19 protein-coding genes and 3 pseudogenes are annotated in these 21,859 nt (G+C 44.7%); 11 read left to right on the top strand and 11 right to left on the bottom strand.

Annotation, left to right across the window (positions count from 1 at the left end; translation table 11 throughout):
* The first annotated feature begins 108 nt into the window (after window positions 1-108).
* Window positions 109-990, top strand: a complete 882-nt coding sequence (locus tag RIG27_RS33905) for an alpha/beta hydrolase (protein ID WP_446351420.1) — start codon at window positions 109-111, stop codon at window positions 988-990.
* 290 nt (window positions 991-1,280) lie between these two features.
* Here the strand turns inward: RIG27_RS33905 and RIG27_RS33900 are convergent, their stop codons facing one another.
* Window positions 1,281-3,365: a cation:proton antiporter domain-containing protein gene (locus RIG27_RS33900; RefSeq protein WP_446351419.1), complete on the bottom strand. Its 2,085-nt coding sequence runs from the start codon at window positions 3,363-3,365 to the stop codon at window positions 1,281-1,283.
* A gap of 224 nt (window positions 3,366-3,589) precedes the next feature.
* On the opposite strand from RIG27_RS33900, the gene RIG27_RS33895 reads away from it, so the two are divergent.
* Window positions 3,590-5,077 carry an anthranilate synthase component I gene (locus tag RIG27_RS33895; protein ID WP_446351418.1) on the top strand — a complete coding sequence of 496 codons (1,488 nt, stop codon included), beginning with the start codon at window positions 3,590-3,592 and terminating at the stop codon, window positions 5,075-5,077.
* 251 nt (window positions 5,078-5,328) lie between these two features.
* On the opposite strand, the gene RIG27_RS33890 is transcribed toward RIG27_RS33895, so the two are convergent.
* The 4 genes from RIG27_RS33890 to RIG27_RS33875 all read right to left on the bottom strand — a co-directional run bounded on the left by RIG27_RS33890 (window position 5,329) and on the right by RIG27_RS33875 (window position 13,790).
* On the bottom strand, window positions 5,329-6,096 hold the full coding sequence (locus RIG27_RS33890) for a DUF928 domain-containing protein (RefSeq protein WP_446351417.1): 768 nt from the start codon (window positions 6,094-6,096) through the stop codon (window positions 5,329-5,331).
* A gap of 760 nt (window positions 6,097-6,856) precedes the next feature.
* Window positions 6,857-9,667 carry a CHAT domain-containing protein gene (locus RIG27_RS33885; protein ID WP_446351416.1) on the bottom strand — a complete coding sequence of 937 codons (2,811 nt, stop codon included), beginning with the start codon at window positions 9,665-9,667 and terminating at the stop codon, window positions 6,857-6,859.
* A gap of 307 nt (window positions 9,668-9,974) precedes the next feature.
* Window positions 9,975-12,986 (bottom strand): two-partner secretion domain-containing protein, encoded by a 3,012-nt coding sequence (locus tag RIG27_RS33880; protein ID WP_446351415.1) that lies wholly within the window; start codon window positions 12,984-12,986, stop codon window positions 9,975-9,977.
* Window positions 12,987-13,376: 390 nt separating this feature from the next.
* A complete protein-coding gene (locus tag RIG27_RS33875) occupies window positions 13,377-13,790 on the bottom strand; it encodes an ArsR/SmtB family transcription factor (RefSeq protein ID WP_446344742.1) in 414 nt (137 codons plus the stop codon).
* Between the two features lie 267 nt (window positions 13,791-14,057).
* Here RIG27_RS33875 and RIG27_RS33870 point away from each other — a divergent pair.
* A pseudogene (locus RIG27_RS33870) lies at window positions 14,058-14,426 on the top strand (heterodisulfide reductase-related iron-sulfur binding cluster); the annotation flags it as partial.
* Between the two features lie 110 nt (window positions 14,427-14,536).
* On the opposite strand, the gene RIG27_RS33865 reads toward RIG27_RS33870, so the two are convergent.
* Genes RIG27_RS33865 through RIG27_RS33855 form a run of 3 tightly spaced genes read right to left on the bottom strand, consistent with a single transcriptional unit; the run spans window position 14,537 to window position 15,881 of the window.
* On the bottom strand, window positions 14,537-15,088 hold the full coding sequence (locus RIG27_RS33865) for a type II toxin-antitoxin system VapC family toxin (protein ID WP_446351414.1): 552 nt from the start codon (window positions 15,086-15,088) through the stop codon (window positions 14,537-14,539).
* A complete protein-coding gene (locus tag RIG27_RS33860; protein ID WP_446351413.1) occupies window positions 15,085-15,609 on the bottom strand; it encodes a type II toxin-antitoxin system VapC family toxin in 525 nt (174 codons plus the stop codon). Before RIG27_RS33860 ends, RIG27_RS33865 begins: the two co-directional genes overlap by 4 nt.
* 26 nt (window positions 15,610-15,635) lie before the next feature.
* Window positions 15,636-15,881, bottom strand: a complete 246-nt coding sequence (locus RIG27_RS33855; RefSeq protein ID WP_446351412.1) for a hypothetical protein — start codon at window positions 15,879-15,881, stop codon at window positions 15,636-15,638.
* Window positions 15,882-15,966: 85 nt separating this feature from the next.
* Between RIG27_RS33855 and RIG27_RS33850 the strand changes: the two are divergent.
* Window positions 15,967-16,383: pseudogene (locus RIG27_RS33850) on the top strand (XisH family protein).
* Window positions 16,374-16,706: an element excision factor XisI family protein gene (locus RIG27_RS33845; protein ID WP_446351411.1), complete on the top strand. Its 333-nt coding sequence runs from the start codon at window positions 16,374-16,376 to the stop codon at window positions 16,704-16,706. Before RIG27_RS33850 ends, RIG27_RS33845 begins: the two are co-directional and overlap by 10 nt.
* Before the next feature lie 130 nt (window positions 16,707-16,836).
* Here RIG27_RS33845 and RIG27_RS33840 read toward each other — a convergent pair whose 3' ends face one another.
* Complete coding sequence (locus RIG27_RS33840) at window positions 16,837-17,508, bottom strand: hypothetical protein (RefSeq protein ID WP_446351410.1); 672 nt, start codon at window positions 17,506-17,508, stop codon at window positions 16,837-16,839.
* A gap of 201 nt (window positions 17,509-17,709) precedes the next feature.
* On the opposite strand from RIG27_RS33840, the gene RIG27_RS33835 reads away from it, so the two are divergent.
* Window positions 17,710-19,236: a dolichyl-phosphate-mannose--protein mannosyltransferase gene (locus RIG27_RS33835; protein ID WP_446351409.1), complete on the top strand. Its 1,527-nt coding sequence runs from the start codon at window positions 17,710-17,712 to the stop codon at window positions 19,234-19,236.
* A gap of 126 nt (window positions 19,237-19,362) precedes the next feature.
* On the opposite strand, the gene RIG27_RS33830 is transcribed toward RIG27_RS33835, so the two are convergent.
* Window positions 19,363-19,554 carry a hypothetical protein gene (locus RIG27_RS33830; RefSeq protein ID WP_446351408.1) on the bottom strand — a complete coding sequence of 64 codons (192 nt, stop codon included), beginning with the start codon at window positions 19,552-19,554 and terminating at the stop codon, window positions 19,363-19,365.
* Between the two features lie 2 nt (window positions 19,555-19,556).
* Window positions 19,557-19,898 (bottom strand): annotated as a pseudogene (locus RIG27_RS33825) (type II toxin-antitoxin system VapC family toxin); the annotation flags it as partial.
* On the opposite strand from RIG27_RS33825, the gene RIG27_RS33820 reads away from it, so the two are divergent.
* The 5 genes from RIG27_RS33820 to RIG27_RS33800 all read left to right on the top strand — a co-directional run bounded on the left by RIG27_RS33820 (window position 19,841) and on the right by RIG27_RS33800 (window position 21,855).
* Window positions 19,841-20,170 carry a NifB/NifX family molybdenum-iron cluster-binding protein gene (locus tag RIG27_RS33820; RefSeq protein ID WP_446351407.1) on the top strand — a complete coding sequence of 110 codons (330 nt, stop codon included), beginning with the start codon at window positions 19,841-19,843 and terminating at the stop codon, window positions 20,168-20,170. The pseudogene RIG27_RS33825 and the gene RIG27_RS33820 sit on opposite strands and share 58 nt — an antisense overlap.
* A gap of 179 nt (window positions 20,171-20,349) precedes the next feature.
* A complete protein-coding gene (locus RIG27_RS33815) occupies window positions 20,350-20,481 on the top strand; it encodes a hypothetical protein (protein ID WP_446351406.1) in 132 nt (43 codons plus the stop codon).
* Between the two features lie 120 nt (window positions 20,482-20,601).
* A complete protein-coding gene (locus RIG27_RS33810; protein ID WP_446351405.1) occupies window positions 20,602-20,835 on the top strand; it encodes a hypothetical protein in 234 nt (77 codons plus the stop codon).
* Window positions 20,816-21,286 (top strand): sensor histidine kinase, encoded by a 471-nt coding sequence (locus RIG27_RS33805; protein ID WP_446351404.1) that lies wholly within the window; start codon window positions 20,816-20,818, stop codon window positions 21,284-21,286. Before RIG27_RS33810 ends, RIG27_RS33805 begins: the two co-directional genes overlap by 20 nt.
* Before the next feature lie 20 nt (window positions 21,287-21,306).
* The gene (locus RIG27_RS33800; protein ID WP_446351403.1) at window positions 21,307-21,855 is read left to right on the top strand and encodes an MBL fold metallo-hydrolase; all 549 of its coding nucleotides are present in this window, start codon (window positions 21,307-21,309) and stop codon (window positions 21,853-21,855) included.
* The last annotated feature ends 4 nt before the right edge of the window (window positions 21,856-21,859 follow it).

Genomic DNA, 21,859 nt, shown 5'->3' with positions numbered 1-21,859 from the left:
CGATAACTTGACTCAACCCGCCCTGATTGGAAAACACGGTGATTCAAAAATAGCATCAAGTTTGTAGTCGTTTAACGCTTTGATTTGCCCAGGGAGACTATTACGGGAATGAATAATTATAGTTTATTTCTGGGAAAGAGGTTCCTAATTCTAGCGGGAATTGTCGCCATCGTTTATCTGTTAGCCTGTATCTCTATCTGGTTAGGGCAAAATCGGCTAGTTTTTGTTCCCACTAAGATCATTAAAACTACACCAGAAGACTTGGGCTTAAGTTATCAGGAGGTGTGGATACCTGTGTCTCCTAATCAGTCAGAACGTCTCCATGGGTGGTGGATTCCCGCCACCTCGCCCAAAACCGGGGTGCTGCTGTATTTACATGGGAATGGGGAGAATATCGGCGCGAATGTCGAACGGGCAATGGAATTTCACCAATTAGGTTTGGATGTCTTGTTATTTGACTACCGAGGCTATGGTCAAAGTGAGGGCAAGTTTCCCACTGAAACCCAAGTGTACCAAGATGCTCAAGCGGCGTGGGATTATCTGGTGCAGCAACAGGGTATTCCGCCCCAGGATATTGTCGTATATGGTCAATCTCTAGGGGGCGCGATCGCGATCGATTTAGCGGTACGAAATCCCAGCATCCGCCGTTTAATTGTGGAAAGTACATTTACCTCAATGCGGGATATGGTCGATCATCAGAGAATATATGCTATATTTCCGGCTGATTTGCTGCTGACGCAAAAGTTTAACTCGAAAAGCAAAGTTCCTTCTCTTAAAATGCCGATTCTTTTAATTCATGGCACAAATGACCCCGTTGTACCTGCTTACATGAGCCAAGTTTTATTTGATACTATAACAGGTTCAAAAGAACTCTTCCTGGTTCCTGATGCGGATCATGATAATGTGGCTACTGTAGCCGGCAAAGACTATCAGCAAATGATTCAATATTTTATTCAACTCAAACCCAATAATGAACCACATCTTGAGTAGTTATAGCAACCGCCATGGCTGTTAGGACACATCATTTATGTAGAGACGCGCCATGGCGCGTCTCTACAATGGTGCCGAACGTCCTAATCGATGTGTCTATTGCTATATCCTGTTAAAATGAGCAATGATATCGCCTATCTATAACAGTGTGGGGATTCACCTTAAGTTGACACCAATGCACAGACTTCCTCCCCTACACCTAGTGCATTGGTCAAGAAACTGGGTTTCTGGGGATGAAATGCCGATATGAGAGTTGTCGTTCTCACTCCAAACCCGGTTTCTGGGAATACTCAATACGGTTCTCCAAACAACACTAATGAGCAGGTCAGTTCCTTAATCAATTGTGTGGTAATATCGCTTACCGCTAACCCCGCAATAGTACGGCGACGTAAAGAGCGCAAAATGACCATATCCGCTAACTTAGCTACTTTCAAAATCGCCAGCGCCACATCGTCAGCTTTAATCACTTGCACCTCTGATTTTACCTGCCCTCCTGTGATATTCAACATATTGATATACTCGTCTTCAATCGCCGCTATGTCAGAAGGTGTCGTTTTAGTCGGACAAACGTGCAGTAATTTCACCTCCCCTTGATGGGTATCCGCTAGGAGTTGAGCAAACCTCACTGTGCGTATGGTTTGCGGCGAAAAGTTCTTCGCGGGTACCAAAATTTTACGCAGGTTGACAGGTTCATCTAAGAGTCGCATTACCGCAACTGGACAGTGAGATGCCCAAAATACCCGATTAATAATCGTACCAAACAAACGTGCCCGCAATCCTGTATTTTTGCGCAAACTCATGACAATTAAACTGGCATCTTGTTCACGGGCGGTGTGAACAATTCCAGAGGCGATGTCATTCTCAATTCGCAGTATCGGTTTTGCCTCGGCGTCAAATTCTGAACTAACTGTTAGTGCCTTGTTTAAGAGTCGCCGACTTTGGCGCAGGTTAACCTGCATCTGGGGTTCGTCCATGTAGGTATGGGCTGGAGAGATGGACAGGGGTATAATTTGACCGGATTGGTGACGCGCTAGCAGGGCTGCCATTTCCATTAAATACCCCTTGGTTTGACTTTTGCTCACAGGTACGACTATCGTAAACGGAGCTGACTCTTGTTCCTCTATCGGTTTAGAGCGAGGATTTTCCCACCAAAGTTTGGACTGTCTACTTTTTGGACTGGCTTTGGGTAAAGGAAGTTTCGGCGCAAATTTTCCGGTTAATAACGGACCCAGGATTGAGGTGATTAGCATCAAGACAATGACGCTGTTAAAGACGGTTTCCGTGATTAACCCCACCTGCAAGCCAACCAACGCGGCGGCTAGGGTGGCGGCGACTTGGGGGATAGACAGGGACCACATTACGATCATCTCGTCCAAACTGTAATCATAGAGGAATTTTGCGATCGCGGCGGCGAGGAATTTGCTCCCCAGTAATCCCATGACAATTGCTAGGGTTAGCCAAAAACTGGTGGTGAGGCTTTCGATAAACACGGGAATGTCGAGGAGTAATCCCATATCTACAAAGAAAAAGGGGATAAATAAAACACTACCGACAAACTCCACTTTTTCTTTCACGGGTGAGTTTCCCACCACATCATTTACGGCTAAACCTGCCATAAAAGCACCAACAATCTGATCAACTTGAATAATTTCTGCCCCCACCGAAGCCAGAAATACAGCTAGGAGTACGAACAAAAATTGATTACCTTCATCATCTCCCGTCCGCCGAAAATGTTCCTTCCCTACCCAGTCAAAGCCAAATAAAACGATGGCGGTGTAAATTGCTAATGATACCAGTTGCTGGAATAAACTATAGAGAGAAAACTCTCCCGCATTAATCGAAACACAGATGGCTAGGACAAGTAGCGCACTAATATCAGTAAAGATTGTCGCGCCAATAGTAACAATGACTGGTTCTTTCTCAACTAAACCCAACCGTTGGACGATAGGATATCCTAATAGGGTATGGGAGGCAAATAAAGAACCCATCAACAGGGAAGTATTCCAACCAAAACCAAAGAATCGTCCAATCATCATACTGACGATGAGTGGTACGATAAAGGTCATCAATCCAAATACTAAAGACCGATGTTTCTTCTTGCGGAACTGCACCAAGTCAATTTCTAGCCCCGCTACAAACATCAGGTAAATTTTGCCAATATCGGAGAGCAGCTTCATGGTTTCGCTGTCACCATCCAATAGCTGCAATCCATTGGAACCCAAGAGGACTCCTGCTAACAGTAATCCGACTAACCCAGGCAATCCCAGGCGCTCGAACAACGGCGGAATGGTTAAACTGACTAACAGCAGGATAGTAAACGCAACAATTGGACCTTCGGGTAGCCCTGTTTGTAAAAATGTTATCGATTCATTCATTACCTTTTGGCTGAAAAATCGCCACTATTTTATAGATGCAGGTTTTTCAATTCACCAAGTTTTGATAAACCTATTACGTCCGAACTTTTAGCTTATTGAAGACGGATAGGTAAAATTACTTGCTCAGAAAACTGACTAAATTGTTATTGTCTATAGAGGGTTGATGTTATACAAATATTGTAGCCAAAAGGCGCAGCAAAAGAAAAAATTACTACCGAATAGACGTGAATACCGCGATCGCACCTGAGTTATTTGCCCCCCTACCATCCTCCCTCAACCCCGTACAACCTTGGCATTGGCGTCAGCTTCCTCTGGCTAAGCGTAGTGGTTCGCACGTCTTCGAGGCGCTGTTTCTTCATCCCAGAGGAGATTCGACTCAGGGAAACGATTTGACAGCAAATTATCACATTGCTACTCTTTTAGAAAGCCCAGTGACGCCACATAATACCCATCTGGCTCGATATTCGATTTGTGCAGGTTCTCCTCGCTTTGTTGAGAATCAACCTCAACTATGGACACCGCCTGTGGGAAACATTCTACCTTTCCTGCGTCGCCTGCTTCAAGTACAAAAGCCAGAATCACCTGTACCTGCTGAACTTCCCTTTACAGGGGGTTGGTTAGGATGGCTGGGATATGATTTAGCCTGGGAAATTGAGCAACTCCCCCACCTAAACGATGATCCTATGCCTTTCCCCATCGCCTACTGGTATGAACCTGAATCCTTTGCGGTGCTGGATCATCATCAGCAAATTCTCTGGTTAGCGACGACGGATGCTGCTCAACTTGATTCCCTGCAACATCTGCTAGAGGAAGCGGATAGGAAGATAGGAGTAAAGAATACATCCGAACCGGACAAAAGTAATCCCATCACTCCCATTTTCCACAGCTCTCAGCACGATTATATGGCGGCGGTGCAGCAAGCGAAACGATATATTCAAGCTGGGGATATCTTCCAGGCGAATTTGTCGTTACGGTTTGAAGCACATACCGCTTTGGATAGCTGGTCAATTTATCGAGCGTTGCAACAGATTAATCCTTCCCCCTTTGCCAGTTATTGGCAAACGCCGTGGGGGGCAATGATTAGCTGTTCACCCGAACGATTGATTCAGTTATCAGGGAAAAAAGTTGAGACTCGACCGATTGCTGGAACGCGAAAACGTGGCGCTACTTCGACTCAAGATGAGCAGTTAGCCCAAGAGTTAATTGCTAATAAGAAGGAAAGAGCCGAACATATCATGTTAGTTGACTTAGAGCGCAATGATATCGGCAGAGTTTGTGAATGGGGAACTGTACAAGTGAATGAACTTCTTACCATTGAACGCTACAGTCACGTCATGCACTTAGTTAGCAATATTATGGGTACACTCAGCCCTAAGTGTGACCCAATCGACTTGATTCAAGGTGTATTTCCGGGAGGAACCATTACGGGTTGTCCTAAAGTTCGCTGTATGGAAATTATTGAAGAACTCGAACCTGTCAAGCGCAATTTATTTTACGGGTCTTGCGGTTATTTAGATTGGCGAGGAAACCTGGACTTAAATATTTTGATTCGCACGTTGCTGTATAGTAAATCTAGCCATTCTCAAGCTGGAGCAACGGTTTGGGGGCAAGTGGGTGCTGGGATTGTTGCCGACAGTGATCCACAAAAGGAATGGTATGAGTCTCTACAAAAAGCCCAAGCTCAACTCAATGCGCTGAATCTGCAACTGTAGAGATGCGATGCCAGAAGCGTCTGTTAAGCAGGGGTTGTAGGGGCGAGTCGCTGCATAAATGTGGAGGGTAAGAATTAACCTGTCTCGACTCGCCCCAGTCTCAATCGTTAATCTCAGAAAAAACGTAGGGTGGGTTAGGCGGAATTTAAACGGAAGCGATAGCTATTCAATCAACTATCCGCCGTAACCCACCGAGGTTAACTGGGGACTGTATTATTTAAATCATTAAAGAGCTCCCCCACAAACTGATATCAATTAACCAGGGGCTGAGTCGCGATCGCATCGAGTCCCACCGATTTCAATAAGTCTGCCCAAGCCACTTGAAATGAGGAATCCTCTGGATTAGATTGTCTAAGTTGAGCCAGGGTTGTCAGAGTATCAAACCAAATACCATTTGCCCCATACTGGAGAGCCTGTTCTAACAAAGGTTCTTCGTCTAGCTGATTTAATGTTCCATTCGGCTTAATCCGTTTAATCACGCCTTGGACTCCGGGACTATCGGGCGTAACTTGTGCGCCACAAATCATCAGAAACGACCAATGATACGTTTTACCCATTTCTAGCTTGGATGCTTCATCGGGGAGCTTTACGCTGAGAATCCCTGCTTGTTTAGGTATGGGCAAGGTTGTTTCGTAATAATAATCCTCATTTTCGTCCTTAAGCACAAAAAGTGCCTGCTTCGCCGTGGTTTTAGGGACGTAAACAAAAAATGTTGGGCGCTCCGCCACAGTCAATCCTTGGCGAGTCGTGGGCATTACAGGGGTAATCCTTGGGTCAAGTGCCTTGGCGTCTTGAGGACATCCACCATCACGAGTTCCTCCTCCTTGTCTATTGTTGGGTAAGAGTGGCTCACCCGTTGATGGCGGTGTGAAACTTACCGTCACCATCGAGCGACTGGCTAACGTTCTACCCGGCATAACCTCTTGCGCCTGCACGGGTAGCCCCTCAATCGGCAGGATGTTCCACAACAGACTGAGGACAAAGAAGCTAATATAAGTGTAGTAATGTTGCCAAGTCATGAGCATAATCCTCTTGAACAGTAAATGCCTTGGCTAATGACACTATTAATCTTAAACAATTTTGTTTATAATAGCCACTCTTCACCCCTAGATTTTACTCAACCCATAGGAATAAAAATTGAGAAGATTTATGTTGTAATAAGTCTTTCTATGTAAGGTTGATCACAAAAATACATCTAAGTCTGCCCTGCGATAATCCCCATCCGGGATTTTTGATGAACCTGAGCTGCCATCTGCCACGATTTTGAACAAACTATCTCAAAACGAGCTAATTAACGAAAAGTTCGGGTTTTCCCCGTTGATGACTCGCAATAATACTGATTTACTCCCTAGATCGCAAGATTTCAGTTGCACTTGCACCTTAATGAGAATCCTGATTCAGACGGAATGGCTCGGGTCGTCAACTGATTGTACTTCCACAAAGATAGTAGGCATATCGTAACCGGGATTATCCAGCCAGATATCTATCGGGCGACAGAGTTGTTTATCCCTAGGAACTAAAGGGGTGACAAGTTACTTGAAGAGTAGGCAGGGTGTAGGGTGTAGTGCAGCGGGCATGTAACCCATGGAACCTCTCTGTTAATCCAAAACAAAAAAAGTAACGTTTGTTACAGAAATATTTCTTCGGTTAAATATTTTTTTATCAGAGTAAAAAAATAGCTATAAATCTTGATGGACACAGCATCATTTCAACAGGGCGGTAAAAGGGCTGTTCCCTGTTTCCTCCCCTCACTATAAAACTCCCTGTAGCAGATCCTACTTATAACCAATTGCCTACTAAAACAAACGGTGCCCAGTAATATGGATGCTCATATTTAGGATTTTTCAAGATAGAAAGCTGTGCCTGACGCAGAGATTCCGCTTTGCTGTTTTCAGCTTGAGTCAGGTATTGGTAAAACTCAGCCATAAGTTGAGCCGTTGATTCGTCGCGAACTGACCACAGGGTTGCCAGAGTGCTGCGAGCGCCGGAACGTACAGCAACACCTGCTAATCCCAAGGCGGCTCGTTGATCCCCGGTTGCGGTTTGGCAAGCACTGAGAACCAGTAATTCAATCGGTTGGCTATCCTCTCGTTCTCGAACTTGCAGTAGTTGATCCAAATCATTGACATTAACTTGCCCTTCCCAGGTCAAGATAAACGTATCTTCCACCTCGGAACTAAACTGACCATGAGTAGCTAGGTGAACTACGGGGAAAGGAACATCACTAATTTCCTGCTTAAGTGTGGTTGTGGTAAACTCCTGATTGAACAGCATCTCAGACGGTACTTGATCCGAGATTTTTTTCAGTTCCAACTCAACTCCCGGTAAGGCAGAAAACCCCCCACGTTCCTCGCTGAGTCCACCAATTAATGCCTGAAGCCGTTCTCGGTCTAATGCACGCGGTTCTAACAGTTGCAATCCGGGACTAACCGCGACACTATATTTTTCAATGAGATACTGTTCTCCATCATGAAGGGCTGCCATAGGCAGATTTCGCAACGCCCCATCCAGGATAAAGACGAGGGTTTTAATCTCATTGTCGGTTAACTCGGTTTCTATGGGTCGGATCAGCCAGTCATAAATGTCTTGGGAGTAGCGTAACCGTTGTTTGTTTGACAGAACAGGATTGAGGAATTTGCGGAGTTGGACAAAGGCGTTGTTGACTTCTGCTTCCGGTAATTGAGTTTCATAATGGCGCAGGGGTTGTCCCGGCAATGATAGAATCACAGCTAAACGATCGGGCAGAATAATTGGATAAATGACTGCTGCTGTGGGATCAACCTGATCGATTTGCTGGGATTGCGCCTGGGTACAGGTGTTGCGAAAAAAGTTATCTAATTCAGCAAGCTGGAGGGATTCAATCACCTCACGGGCTTTTTGTAGGTTTTTTTGAGACGGATCAGATTTGAGGAGTAATCCCACCAGTTGACGATAGACGGGTTCAACTCGTTCTCGAAAGTAAAATTGTAAATTGGGAATGGCAATCAAATCACTGCGGAGCGATCGCAAGGTTTCCACGGCGACGGTATAAGCGGCGACGGCATCCTTTATATTGCCCTGCTTTTCCAGAATTCGACCCAGTTGCCATTCCCATAAATAGGCAATATCACCAGCATTAATTCCTTGAACTAGACTCAGCGCCTGTTGTGTCAGCTTTTGCGCCTCGGCTAACTGCTGCTTTTGTTCGTAAAGTTTGCCTAACTGCCCAATGGCGTAGGATTCAGCTTTAGCGTCTTGAATCTGTCTAGCTTGTTGAATCGCTTTGGCTAACAATTGTGCGATCGCACTGTTCGTAGTCAGCGCTTTAGCGCTTCCGGTTTCTGGGGTAACATTATCGGTTAAACCCGCCCCTACCAATTGACATCCAGACGTGCCATGGCACGTCTCTACATCACTTCCCATCCGCATCAGGCTATCTGCAAAATTTACCTGAGCATAAACCGCCGCCCGACTAGGGGATAGGGTAGCGAGGCGAACGTGGATTTGCGGTAATAGTGCGATCGCCGTCTCGTTCTGTTCACTATCAATCAACAGACTCAGTTGGTTCAATTGAGCCTTGATTTGGATCAGCGAATTGCTTGCATTTTTAGCTGCTTTCTGGTAATAATCTAAAGCCTTGTCATCCTCTTGTAAATCTCTCGCCACATTCCCTAAACTCAACAGAATCGCACTGGTATCGGGAGTTGGGTTAAGATTTTGAGCGATCGCTAAACTTTGGGTTAAAAGGGTTTGGGACGTTTTGGGATCACCCAACTCTTGCAGAGCAATTCCTAAACTCTGCAACCCTTGAACTTTTAGCAGGGAGTCAGGTTGAGCTTGGAGGTGTTGATTTGCCTGTTCTAGGCGGGTTTGCGCCCGTCGATAGAGTCCCAAAGTTTGCAAGGCTTGGGCTTGGTTAATTTGACTTCCCAGTTTTCCGGTTTCATCACCTGCACGGCTGTAAGCGTCGCTGGCTTGTTTCCAGGTTTCTAAGGCGGCTTCAGCTTGTCCTTTGGTGAGTTGCAGGCGTCCCTGCGTATTCAAGGCTTGACCCAGAATCGCCAAACCCCCTGATTCCCAATTGTCTTGGTGTTGCAACAGATCAAGACTTTGGCTAATCGCTTGTTCTGCGTCCTGGACTTGTCCCAAATTTTGATAGGCTAACGAGAGATAACTTAAACTTAGGGCTTGATTTAGGCGATCGCGCTTTGCTTCATACTCTTGGGCGGCTTGTTGCCAAAATTGAGCCGCCTCAGCAAAACGTCCCGCTTCAAAGGCGGCAATTCCTTGTTCTAAGGGGGTTGGGGAATTGGCAATTTTGGCGTTTGGGGGTTGGCGTTTTAAGTGGTTGCTAATATCCCCAAGGTATAAGATTTTATCGGTTTGGGCAATAGCCACACGTCCTTCTGCCCTCTGCCCGGTTGGTGAGCCTGTCGAACCACTGCCCTCTACCTTGTCTCCACTAAGGTGTAAAGATTCAACCGGATATGAGATTGCAGGCAATACCGTGGTGACGAGAAACAGGGTTAGCCCAAACAGTATCACAATGGAAGCATACTGTCTCAAACTAGACCGAATCTTTAGCCGAAAAATTTGACTAGCCCACTTCATAGTTTGACCTGATTTTGATAGTTAACGGTATCTAGAGGGAGTGTTGAGCGTTGATCCTTTGCTCAAAGGAACCTGGTTTTGAGACAAGTAGGGGCGGGCGCGAGGAAATTACGTTTCGCTATTGATCATAACGTTTGTACAAAACCCGCCCTGACTTAATTTGCAGTATTGACACTTCGCTCAAGGGTTTTTGAGTTCATGTCATATAAGTTCGCATCGAAATTATGTTTTTTTAACGCAGAGGGACGCCGAGGTTTACGCAGAGGGGCGCAGAGTTTTTTTGCTTGATCTGAGTTCCTCCCAAGAATTAAAAAGAACAAGTTTGTGGTTTATATCGAGGACGTTGGGGAGAAGCTTCCGGTAAATTAGCTACCAATTCAACTTGACCTTTTTCATTGACAATCCAGCCTTGTGCTTCAATAATTTGAGGTTGAGGATTGGGTCGGGAAAAGTGGAAATTGTTTTCTGTTTTAGCGACAGACGATGGGGAAGACGCCACCGATAAATTGCGTACATCTGACCACACTGTCTCACTGGTAAGGGGTTGAGTTGGGTTGGCAGGTAAGCCACCGCGCCCCGTTATGGCAAAGTAATTCCCTTCATTAGCAGCACAGCCAAGAGCAATAAGTGTGCTGGTATCTGTGAAATTTTCGGGGAACTCAACTAATCCTTGAGAGGGGTCAATACCCTGGATCACAATATTCACAGTACCACTAAACTCAGGACCCAATTCAGAGGTGGCTGTAATATCACTTTCTGGTGTCAATTTCTCCCGAAACTCCGTGCCAAAAATACCTTGAGCCGTAACACTAACTCGTCCCCCTCGACCTTGTTGAGCATTCGCCGTAATATCGCTATTTTCGTAAGCAACTAAGGTATCGGTGATGATGGTAATATTACCCCCATCTGTATTTCCAGCATCGGTGGTAATCTGACTCTCTTGAGTCATCAGCAAGCTTTGAGTTTTTAGGGATAAGTTACCCCCTTGACCCGAATCAGTTGCCGCATTAATCCTTCCCTGATTATTCAATTGAATCAAATCAGCAACAATTTCTAATGTCCCCGCATTCCCTGAACCAAGACTATTCACGGCAACTTCTGCGCCATCTCGGATGATGAGTTGACCTGCATTTACCTCTAAAACACCCGCGTCCCCAGTGGCTTGCAAGGCGGGAAAGTCAGCACGTCCGGAGGAAGAGACTAAACTACTGGGAATTTCGACAGTGACTCCTCCCCCTGTAGAAATTCCTGTACCGACGAGTTCCAGCTTATCGGAGACATTAACCGTTAATGTGCCTCCATCTCCCGCACTCAGAGTCGTAGTTGAGATATTACCGCCATTGCGAATGATCAGATTACGGGTAGAAACGGTGACATCCCCGGCTGGCGCTCCACTAAAACTGGTGGTTCCCGGACCACTAATAAACCGAGAATCTGGGGATACACCGTCAATTTCAATAAAATCAGTTGCATTGATGACAACATCTCCAGCTGGACCCCCCACCGGAATTAACCCCAATCCTGTTAATGCACCCGTCTGATTTCCTACTTGCGCCCCTTCGCGCATAGTCATCTGGCGTGTATTCACGGTGATGTCGCCGCCTGTCCCTGTACCAAAAATACTGTTAGCAAAAATTCCCGTGGGAGCTAGGGCGCCAATGGGCGTGCTGTCCATTTGCACAGACTCAGAGGCGTTGACTTGCAAACTTCCCCCATCCCCTTGAGCCAAGGTAATCGTTTGCAGGAGTCCTCCATTTTTTAGGGTTAGGTGTTGCGTATTTAATCTGAGATTCCCTGCATCACCTGTGGTTCCTTGAAACGCCCCGGTGACAAAGGCAGAACCGGATATTTCAACGGACTCAGAAGCGTTGACTAAGACATCTCCCCCTCTCCCAGCACCCCCTGTTGGTGTAGACGCGATCGCGCCATTCCGCATCACTAACCGACGGGTGTCAATGGTTAAACGGCCGGCTGAGGCTGATGCACTATTTCCTTGAGTACCCGCTAAAAGTCCGCCTCCGACAAATCCTTCTATATCGGACACTTGTAAGGGTGGGGGGGGTAAACCTAATGCCTTTAATAGTTCTGATAGTTCGGGTGTCAATGATTCGGGTGTGGCTAACGCCCTTAAGATAACGCTGAGTTGCAAAGCCTCAAATCCCGAACCACTCAGTTCTACAGCCTCTGAAGCTCGAATCGTCAAATCTCCCCCTGTCCCGCTACCAAAGGTTGAGGCGGAGACTAATCCTCGACCCTGCACCCGCAGTTGTCCTGTGTTAATGGTTAAATCTCCCCCTGATCCAGTACCGACTGTATTTGCCTTAATGCTACTGAGAACTAAATCACCATCGGGTGTAGGTGCAGCGCCGATGACTTCGACCAACTCAGCCGCGTTTATCGTTAAATTAGCTCCAGGTTGAGATCCTTGAGTAATGGACTTAATTTCTGACCCATCGCGGACGGAAACTTGTCGTCCTTGCACCAGAATTTCGCCCCCACCTTCACCACTGGTATCGACGGTGGCTTGTTCTATCAGTTGAATCGTGCCTAATGTCGAACTTGTAGCATTGGGGAACGAGGATTGGGGAGAATTGAGGTTCCACTCCCCATTAAAAACAGAACCCAGTTCAATTTTTCCCCCAGGTGCGGTAAGATTACTCCCTGCTAACTCCACATCTCCACCAATTAGGGACAAGGTTTGACCGGATTTCACAGATAGTCCAACGATGGATTGATTGACAATCGTGCCGGGATTGGTTCCAAATTGCAAACCAATGGGAACGTTAATGGTGAGTAGAGGAGATGGGGGTTGAGGATTTGTGGCGCTGAATTCCAGTCCATTCTCAAAAATAACGCTATCTGCTGTTGTGGCTCGAAATGCACCGGACACATCTAATTGAGCATTCTCGCCAAAAAAGATACCATTGGGATTCAGCAGAATCAGGTTCGCTGATCCATCGACGCCTAAGGTTCCTAGAATAGTTGTCAGGTTTTCACCAGTGACGCGAGTGAAAATGGTTTCAATCCCGCTAGGGTTGGCGAAATAAACTCGTTGTCCATCTCCCACATTGAACGTCTCAAAGCTGTGGAACAGGTGAGAATCACGGGAGACGCCGCCTCGAATCAGAATATCTGCCGGGGGACTTCCGGTGTCTAATCTTGACCTGTCAAGACCCAAAGTAGCATCAGGAGTAATTTGCGCGATCGCAGGCTGAGTTAAAACAACGCCAATCCAACATCCCCAGATGCTTGTTGCGGTCAATACCATTCGAGGGACGCTAATGCGATCGCGGCTTTTCTGATTCGGGTTTCGTGCCACCGCACCATTACATTCCAAGTAACACCAAACAAGTTATCGCTGCATTTAGCTTATCCGGCGAGAAGTTCCCCACGCTCTAATCTTCGATTGAGCGTGGGATGAATCGCCAGTTTATTATTGACAACTTGCTTGTTGTAAGCTTATATTAATTCGCTTGCGATAAGCAAGAAGTGGGGCTGGGCGTATTCCCCACTATAAAACGCCGGAAGCGTCGTTCTGAAACGGCGACAAAGGAAGCCTACAACCGTACCCGTAGGGTCGGTGTAGGAGGACGTCACCTACAATAGCATCTTTCTAGAGGCAGATGCTAAAGACTAGAATAGGGGCACGACATCATATCGTGTCTCTACAAATAGTGATACCCCTGCATCCCTGATCGCGGCGGTCAATTTATCTGCGACTTTGGCGTAGCGCGGCTAGCTGCTGTATTTGTCGGCTTTGCTGCTCCATTTGCATCGAGAGAGTATCACAGACCAAATCGCACAATTCAAACAGAAACGGGTTGGCTATTTTATAGTAGACACAAACCCCTTGCTGTTCACGGGACACGATTCCCGCTTGGTTGAGTATTTTGAGGTGCTTCGATACGTTAGCTTGTCCCAATCCGGTTTCTTCAATAATCTCTGTGACGTTCTTTGCACCTGCTTTCAAGCAGCAGACAATCTGTAGCCGACTGACTTCCGAGAGTACCTTGAAAAAATCTGCCATCAAGGTCAACGCTACAGGAGAGAGTTGGGAGATGCCGCAATCGGATACTGAAGTGGCTTTCTTGGTCTTGGATTTGGTCGCTGTGCGATTAGGCATAAGGGGTAATGCTGTGCGGTTCGGTGTTATTTACTGATTAGTCATATTATTACATACCATCATATACATTGTCTTCGCTGTCATGGCGAGAGAACCGACTGTAGGGGCGGGTTTTACCGATAGCTGATGCCACAAACTGATACCTTGACTAAACCCCGAACGCCGACATTGTTGTGGGATGGGCTTCCGCCAATGTGCGTTTCCTGAAAACCGGGATTACACCGCCGGGAGTGTTTATAAGAAATTAGCTAGCTTGAAAGAAGCACACCCATGTCGATGGATAAATTATCTGAGATTTGTGGGGCGGAAGTGGTTGATTTTCGGTCAAAGACCAAATGTTGTGGTAGACCGATTCTGGTTCCTCAGGAAAAGGTGGCGTTTGAACTGACGAAGCGTCTGTTAGATGAGGCAAAATCATTGGGGGCAGATTGTATGGTGTTCGCTTGTCCTTTGTGTGCTAATAATTTAGAACTGAGACAGCCGGATATTGAGAAGGCGTACAATGTTTCCGATAAGCTGCCCATTCTTTATATCACGGAAATTATTGGCTTGGCGTTATGGATTAAGCCGGGAAAACTGGGGATTAATAAGCTCGTTGTTTCACCTAAACTGGTTTTGGCTAAATTGGGATTCTGACCGGATAACTATTGAATGGGGCGCAAAAATGTGTGCCCCTACGGTTGGGAAGATGTAATTGTCATCCATCACATTAGGTTTATCATGCTACTATAGCGATTGTTAGCTCTCTACAGAATTGTTAGTGCTATATCTGTGTCACAGAACTTAATTGGAATGCCGCTTCTGTTGTTAATGACACCATCGAGTTTCAGCACATCCTCGTCTACAGAGATAAGAACTTCAGCATTAAAGTTAATCGCACTTGCAACATGAAGTGCGTCAGCCGCCCGTATACCCCTAATATGCAAATCCACGTTGTTTAACTGTGCTTCAACTGTCGAAGCTGTCAAATCAAGTACACTAATGCCAAAGAATCTGATGGCGGTCACAGTTTGCGGTACAATAGAGCGGGCTGCAAGCACTCGAAGTGTATTTGCGTTAGCCATTCCTTTGGCAACTGATGTAAGCTGCTTGAACAAAGCTTCTTCGACTTCGTAGTACGTCAGGCTTGAGGTAGCGCCTGTGTGTGAAGACGCGATCAACTTGAGAACGTTTTCAGAGTCTTTAGATAAAACCTCTGGTGTACGACCACGGCGGTTTGCCGCTCGTAAGGTTTCACCAGCCATTGCTTGTGGACTGAGGTAATCAATAAAAACACCCGTATCGATATAAACCTTCACGCCTTACTTCCAAGTTGAGAGAGGAGTTGTTCAGGTGTAACGACCTGGGGTTTACAGCTCAAGCGCGAACTTAATGCTTTTAATGCCAAATCGTAAGTCACCAAGTAATCGCATTCAACTGCGCTACTAAGCATCAAAATATCATTTGAATGAGGTATTTTGTTGCGAAGATCTACAGCGTATTTAAGATACTCATCAGCCTTGTCAAGATTTATAGGTAATACCCTGAATTGTTGTTGTACTACATTAAGTATTTCAGGATGTTTGCGAGTCTCGGCGATAAATAATAGCTCTTGAAGGACTATTGGGTTGATGGCAAGATGGACTTTCTTAAGTATTTCGTCAGAAAATAGATGAGAACTAGAGGATTCACCACGCAGGTAAGCCGCCACAACATTTGTGTCTATAAACACCAAAGGTATTCCGTTAGATTTTTGTTCTTGATCATTTTTGGAAAAATCGGTTTTTGGAGAGAGTTTTTTAAGGGGATGGGGAGTCATAATAACTGAATATAGATTCATTGTAATTATTATAGAACAATCCCGCGTTAAACGGAGCAACCTGAATGTCTAAATAGACTGAGGATAAATTCATGAGTATAGATAAATTTCTCATTCAAGGGAGCAATCTGAAGGTTCAGGCTGGATAAAATCTGTTTGATGTCCTCTTCGGTTACTCCCAGATCTGCTTGGCACTCTTTCGCCATTTCGATTATGGCTTGCAGCGGGGGTGAGATGATGGTTTTGAGGGAGGTTGTAGCTGAAACCTTGGAGGAGTGATAGAATCGAGGCATGAATTCAATGGCTTTTTATGTCTAATCCTGAATGATTAGTTCAAGTTATATAAATAAAACCTGAGAAAAATCGTTACCTAAAGCTATGTCTGCAAAAGATATCTTTCATCCCATTGTCCGTTCAGCACTGGAAAAGGAAGGGTGGACAATTAATCACGATCCTCTGTATCTTAAAGTAAATGAAGATAAGCTGTATGTGGATTTAGAGGCTGAGAATAATTTATTAGGAGCCGAGAGGTACGAACAGAAAATAGCAGTAGAAATTAAAAGTTTTTTAGGTCTTTCACTGATTAATGATTTTCACGAAGCGATGGGGCAAGCCTGGAACTATAAAGTAGTATGAGAAGAAAAAGAACCCAATATAATTCTTTACCTAGCTGTTCCAGAAGATATTTATGAAGAGTTTTTTACTCGGCGTTTAGCTCAACTATCAGTAACCCGAATGGAATTAAACTTGCTGATATTTAATCCTGTTAGAGAGGAGATTATAGCATGGAAATAGAGAACTATAGAAAACTTATTCAGTCAATCGTCGAAAAACATGCTGACGACAATACTGATGATCGGGAAGTAGAGACTCAAATTGCTTTCGATCTAAAGCGCGATCGCTATCTTATGTTTCATGTCGGGTGGCGTGGAGAAAGACGAGTTTTTGGATGTGTTATTCACATCGAAATTAAGCAGGGGAAAATTTGGATTCAACGAGATGGAACTGAGGTAGGGATAGCCAATGAGTTAATTGAAGCCGGAGTGCCTAAGTCGGATATCGTGCTAGGATACAGATCGCCTTATATGCGTCAGTTTACCGAGTTGGCGGTGGGGTAGTTATGAAGTTAGAGAGCCGAAAACACCATTCTCAACTGGGCGGCTGAAACCACAGCTACACAAACAAAACCTGCCAGAGTTTACTTTTGAGCGAAGCGAAGGGCAGGTTTCTACATCCCTTTGCTATGAGTTAGCGACATTCATCTGAAGCTGATTTAAACCGACTCCACAATAACCCAGCGAAAAGTAAACCTAAAGCCGTCCAGGTAGCAGGTTCAGGTACAGATTCTGTATCCTTCAGTTTGGCTGAAAAGCTAAGATTATCAATTGTAATTTCGGGTGTTGCAATTAAAGAATCTGGGACATTGATAACTGCCAAAGTAGTCGTTTGGAAAGGTTCATCTTCAATTATTCCAAAGAAGCCGTTATTCCCTGGGATTGTCATGTAATCAGAACCTGTCGAAACAGCAAAACTGGCGAACGACTGAGAGAAATCAAAACCGAAACCGAAAATTGGAGAGCGAAAATCAATTTCGCTAGGAGGTGCTACAAAAGGAGCAAAATTTTGAGTAACAAAAAGCGTAAACTTTCCTGAAAAAACCTCTAACTCATCAGAGTTTTGACTCACAGCAATATCTATTAAGCCAAGGTCTACAGGATTGGAGGGCAAGATATACCGACCACTTGGGGATGATTCAAAGTTTTCCGTGATAATCGTACCAGGGACAAAATTGGCTTCCCACTCGCTACGGTTCGTAAAAACTATCGCCTGAGCATCCCTCATGGGCATCGCCAAGGCGGTCAAGCCAACCAAACCACTGGCGGTACTTATCAATAATTGTTTCATGAGGCTAGACATCATTGTTCCCTCTCTTTAAAATCTATAAAAATAAAATCTATCCTTACTACTAACATGATTTCCACTGTTATGACGCTGTCAGCTCAAACCTTTCATCAAGTCTTCATCAAATCTTGATTAAGCTTTTATTGAATCTTCATTAAAATTTGTGATTGATTAGCTTTACAAAGAATGCTGAACTTACATTAATCTTTGTCAACTAAAATGAATTTATATCAAGGACGTTCGATTTGGTCTGTTTCATGGTTTTGGCTTGGGATAGCCAGCGTACTCTTCTTATCACTATCTCTACGTTTTTGGAAAATTAGTCAATTTAACACCTTAGTATTTGATGAAGTTTATATTGCTAAATTTGCCAACAACTATCTAACCCATACTCCTTTTTGGCATAGTCATCCGCCGCTAGGGAAATACTTGATTGCGATTGGCATCTGGATTGCTAGCCTCAATCCCTTTGGCTACGATTCGCTTAATAGTCTAACGGGTTCTATACTTTCTCCTTTTAGTTACCGTTGGCTAAATGCTCTCATCGGTTCTCTTATACCGTTAGTAATAGCAGGCATTGCCTATCAATTAAGTCATCGTCGCAGCTATGCTTTAATTGCAGGTCTCTTGGCTGCTGCTGATGGGCTGTTGCTAGTAGAATCTCGCTATGCCTTACTTAACATCTATCTACTGTTCTTCGGACTCTTGGGTCAATGGTTATTTTTATTAGCACTGGATAATCAACCCGGACGGCGTGGATTTTTCCTGACCCTATCAGGTGCATGTTTTGGCGCATCAACTGCTGTCAAGTGGAGTGGTTTAGGATTCCTTGTGGGTATCTATCTCGTTTGGATTTCTGCTTGGGTAATACGCTGGCTGCAATCGTTTCGTTCTATAGCTACCTACTCATCTTCAGCTAGCAATCCGTCTGCTACCATTATGCGTCATGGAGCAAGCACTTACACACCCCTGCAAAACTTGACACAGCTTAAGCTTTCTCATTTGCTATTTGATTTGGGTGCTATCCCAGCGCTGGTTTATCGCTTAGCGTGGATTCCCCACTTACAGCTCAACCCAGAGTTGAATTTTTGGACATTGCAGAAGTTAATCTTAGTTGGTCACCAACAGGTTGGTAGTGGTTCTGAAGTTCATCCCTACTGCTCTTTGTGGTACACCTGGCCTTGGATGATTCGCCCGGTAGCGTACTTTTACTATATCGCAAGTGATATAGCTGAACCAGTCCCTTCTTTGGGTCCACCCCTACCTGGCAATGCTGGGACAGTAATTTATGCTGTCAATGGAATGGGAAATCCAGTTTTATGGTGGCTATCAACAGCTACTATTTTATTTTTGCTAGGGATTTTGGCTAAACGCATTTGCTTGGAGGTAACAGTAGTGATCTCCAAAAGCTTGGCAGTTCAGCAATCAATTTCTTTTACAGGAATTGATTGTTGGATTGGGCTTTACTTAGTTTTGAATTATACTGCAAATTACCTTCCTTGGATGAAAGTGACACGCTGCACTTTTCTATACCACTACATAGGGGCTTCTATCTTTGCGTTTTTGGCGATCGCTTGGATGGTGGATCTATGGCTGAGAAGCAACCAACCTAGGCTGCAAGCCCTAGGGGTTACTGTGATCTTTTTGATTCTGCTAGCTTTTATATTTTGGTTACCTGTATATTTAGGTCTTCCCTTATCTTCAGAAAATTTTCTGAGTCGAATGTGGTTCCGTTCCTGGATTTAGATCAGTCAGTTGTAGGTTGGGTTGACGCAGGAAACCCAACAGAATATCAGCGTCAAGCCCTTACTACGAACCCAATTATTACCATCAATTTAGGCGTGTCACACCATTAGGAACTACAACTTGATATTAAGCAGTCGGGCGCAGCGATTGACTCGGCTGCAGTCTGGGTTGTTTGAGTGGCGTTGATATTAATTTCCTGCTACTAGCCGCCTGCCGCTGCCGCAAATCATCGCAAATTGCTTTTAAATCATAGTTAAAGGACTTAGCGTGTTCTTCTCGCATTTTATAAATCTCTTCCAAAACTTCATCCTTCCACATATTTACTCTCCCATGAGTTCATAAGGTGTACAAATAGTCGGCAATTCGTATCCCATATCAATGCTAATCTGGGCTAACTTTTTTTGAATTTGATCATTGGCAATATGTCTACAATTCCAAGTTAACAAATAATCCAAACTGTAAACTGTAGCTGCTGCAATATGAAGCGCATCATCAGCCGCTTTAGATGGAAGATTGCTTTTGGCGAGAAATTGCATGGCTAGATTTTGGACAGCTTCATTAACTTCAAGCAAAGGGAAGTCCCGCAACATCTCAAGGCGCTTGCTTGCTATCTCTGAATCACCCCGCGCCACCTCATCCAAAACCACTTGGGAAATATAGAGGGTCACCTGAACAGTCTTTTCACAATAGTAAACCCAATGACTCCCATCCGTTAGATGATGTGCAAGTTGTGATTTCTGGGGGAATGGGAAAGAAATTGGTGAGCCGTCTAAAACAGAAGGGAATTGAACCGATTATTACTAAAGAAACGGATCTAGATAAAGCGGTTGACGCCTATCTTAATGGGTCTTTGGTCAGAGAAGATAGCGAATGTCATGATCATAAACATGATCATCAACACCGCCATCAACACCGTCACGGAAGTGAAACGTAAGTGAGACTTAGAACGGAAACCGTAGGGGCGCATGGCGTGCGCCCGATTCAATGGTAAAAATTCCACCATTTTAGCTGTGCCACGCCAGTAGCAACGGGAGATGAATTTTAAACAGTGGTAAAATAGACGAGGAGCCAATCCAATTAATTACTGTAGCCGCTTCTCTTGATTTTAATACAGTGGTAGAAACCGCCGTAGATAAACTTTATTACTTGTTAGAATTAGAACGATGCGTTTTTCGATTATATGTACCAGAAGCCATTCCTCCAGTAGCAGAAGTTATCGCTGAAGCCAAGCAAGCTGAGTTATAGCGCTTCGCGCTGGTATATTTACAAATTCAGAAATGGATGCTTGATCAGGTGAGCTTTAGAACATTTGTACTGTAACTACGCGAGAGCGAACTGCTATATCTTCCTTAAATTGACGATGTTTTGGAACTGGTACAGCTTTATCAGCAATCCTATCCCAATTCCACACCCATGATTCAAGAAAAATTACAGCAACTGGATTGGGAGTTTATTCAGCGAGACTTTCCTAAATTACTGGACTCGATCAAAAGCGGAGCCGAGCGCATTCGTAAAATTGTACAATCATTACGGAATTTTTCGCGACTCGACGAAGCGGAGATGAAAGCCGTTGATTTGCATGAAGGAAGAAGGAATTGATAATACTCTATTAATTCTTGAAAACCGCTTACAAGCTAATCCCAACCGTACCGCTATCCAGGTAGTTAAAGACTATGATGATTTGCCATTAGTTGAGTGCTATGCTGGAGAAATCAATCAAGTGTTTATGAATCTGCTAATTAATGCGATTGATGCTTTAGAATCAGCTTTTGTGAAGCAGTCAAGGATTGAGATTTTGACTCAACGATTAGACGATGAAACTGTGGCGATTCGCGTTCGGGATAATGGTTTAGGTATACCAGGGGAACTAAAATCACGAGTGTTTGAACCGTTTTTTACTACCAAACCTGTGGGCAAGGGAACGGGATTAGGATTATCGATTAGTTATAAAATTGTCGAGAAACATCGCGGCACTCTCGACTATCGTTCCCAACTGGGGAAAGGCACTGAGTTTGTGGTGAAACTGCCGCGATCGCAGAAAAAGTCCTAAATTCAATGATAGAGTACCAGATGCAGACTCAAAAAAACGCCTGTCAGCTTACCGTTTTAGTCGAAAATACAGCTTATGGTCGGGGATTGTTAGGAGAACATGGGCTGTCTTATCTCATTGAAACCGACTCCCAGCGGGTTTTATTTGATACAGGGCAGGGGTTAACATTGCGTCACAATGCTCAACAGTTGGGAATTTCACTACAAAATTTAGATGCGGTTGCCCTTAGTCATGGTCATTATGATCATACGGGCGGTTTAATCACCGTATTAGAAGACTGTAAAATTGCGAAACTCTTCCTGCATCCGGCGGCGCTACAACCCAAGTTTAGTCCCAGAGGGAATATTGGCTCTCCGATTCAAGATGCAGATAGGCTCAAACAGGCGATTGATCAGTTAGTTTGGACAGATAAACCTACAGAAGTTATCCCTGGTATACAGCGCTTTGCGCTATATCATAGTACAATTGATGAACAGAGATTAAGGCGTTGGATAGCCAATGAAAGCATATTCAGTAGATTTCAGAGAAAAAATAGTCAAAGCTCATTTAGTAGAAAAAAGCTCAATTAGACAT

The sequence above is a fragment of the Coleofasciculus sp. F4-SAH-05 genome (assembly GCF_040222985.1).
Taxonomy (GTDB): domain Bacteria; phylum Cyanobacteriota; class Cyanobacteriia; order Cyanobacteriales; family Coleofasciculaceae; genus Coleofasciculus; species Coleofasciculus chthonoplastes.
Note: the sequence above shows the minus strand (reverse complement) of the source record. Positions and strands in the feature narration are given on the sequence as shown.

What these genes read in the sequence shown, in the direction of transcription:
- RIG27_RS33905 (WP_446351420.1), top strand. Translation starts at nt 109, where the DNA reads ATGAATAATTATAGTTTATTTCTGGGAAAGAGGTTCCTAATTCTAGCG.
- RIG27_RS33900 (WP_446351419.1), bottom strand. Translation starts at nt 3,365, where the DNA reads ATGAATGAATCGATAACATTTTTACAAACAGGGCTACCCGAAGGTCCA.
- RIG27_RS33890 (WP_446351417.1), bottom strand. Translation starts at nt 6,096, where the DNA reads ATGACTTGGCAACATTACTACACTTATATTAGCTTCTTTGTCCTCAGT.
- RIG27_RS33885 (WP_446351416.1), bottom strand. Translation starts at nt 9,667, where the DNA reads ATGAAGTGGGCTAGTCAAATTTTTCGGCTAAAGATTCGGTCTAGTTTG.
- RIG27_RS33875 (WP_446344742.1), bottom strand. Translation starts at nt 13,790, where the DNA reads ATGCCTAATCGCACAGCGACCAAATCCAAGACCAAGAAAGCCACTTCA.
- RIG27_RS33860 (WP_446351413.1), bottom strand. Translation starts at nt 15,609, where the DNA reads ATGAATCTATATTCAGTTATTATGACTCCCCATCCCCTTAAAAAACTC.
- RIG27_RS33855 (WP_446351412.1), bottom strand. Translation starts at nt 15,881, where the DNA reads ATGCCTCGATTCTATCACTCCTCCAAGGTTTCAGCTACAACCTCCCTC.
- RIG27_RS33845 (WP_446351411.1), top strand. Translation starts at nt 16,374, where the DNA reads ATGGAAATAGAGAACTATAGAAAACTTATTCAGTCAATCGTCGAAAAA.
- RIG27_RS33840 (WP_446351410.1), bottom strand. Translation starts at nt 17,508, where the DNA reads ATGATGTCTAGCCTCATGAAACAATTATTGATAAGTACCGCCAGTGGT.
- RIG27_RS33835 (WP_446351409.1), top strand. Translation starts at nt 17,710, where the DNA reads ATGAATTTATATCAAGGACGTTCGATTTGGTCTGTTTCATGGTTTTGG.
- RIG27_RS33830 (WP_446351408.1), bottom strand. Translation starts at nt 19,554, where the DNA reads ATGTGGAAGGATGAAGTTTTGGAAGAGATTTATAAAATGCGAGAAGAA.
- RIG27_RS33805 (WP_446351404.1), top strand. Translation starts at nt 20,816, where the DNA reads ATGAAGGAAGAAGGAATTGATAATACTCTATTAATTCTTGAAAACCGC.
- RIG27_RS33800 (WP_446351403.1), top strand. Translation starts at nt 21,307, where the DNA reads ATGCAGACTCAAAAAAACGCCTGTCAGCTTACCGTTTTAGTCGAAAAT.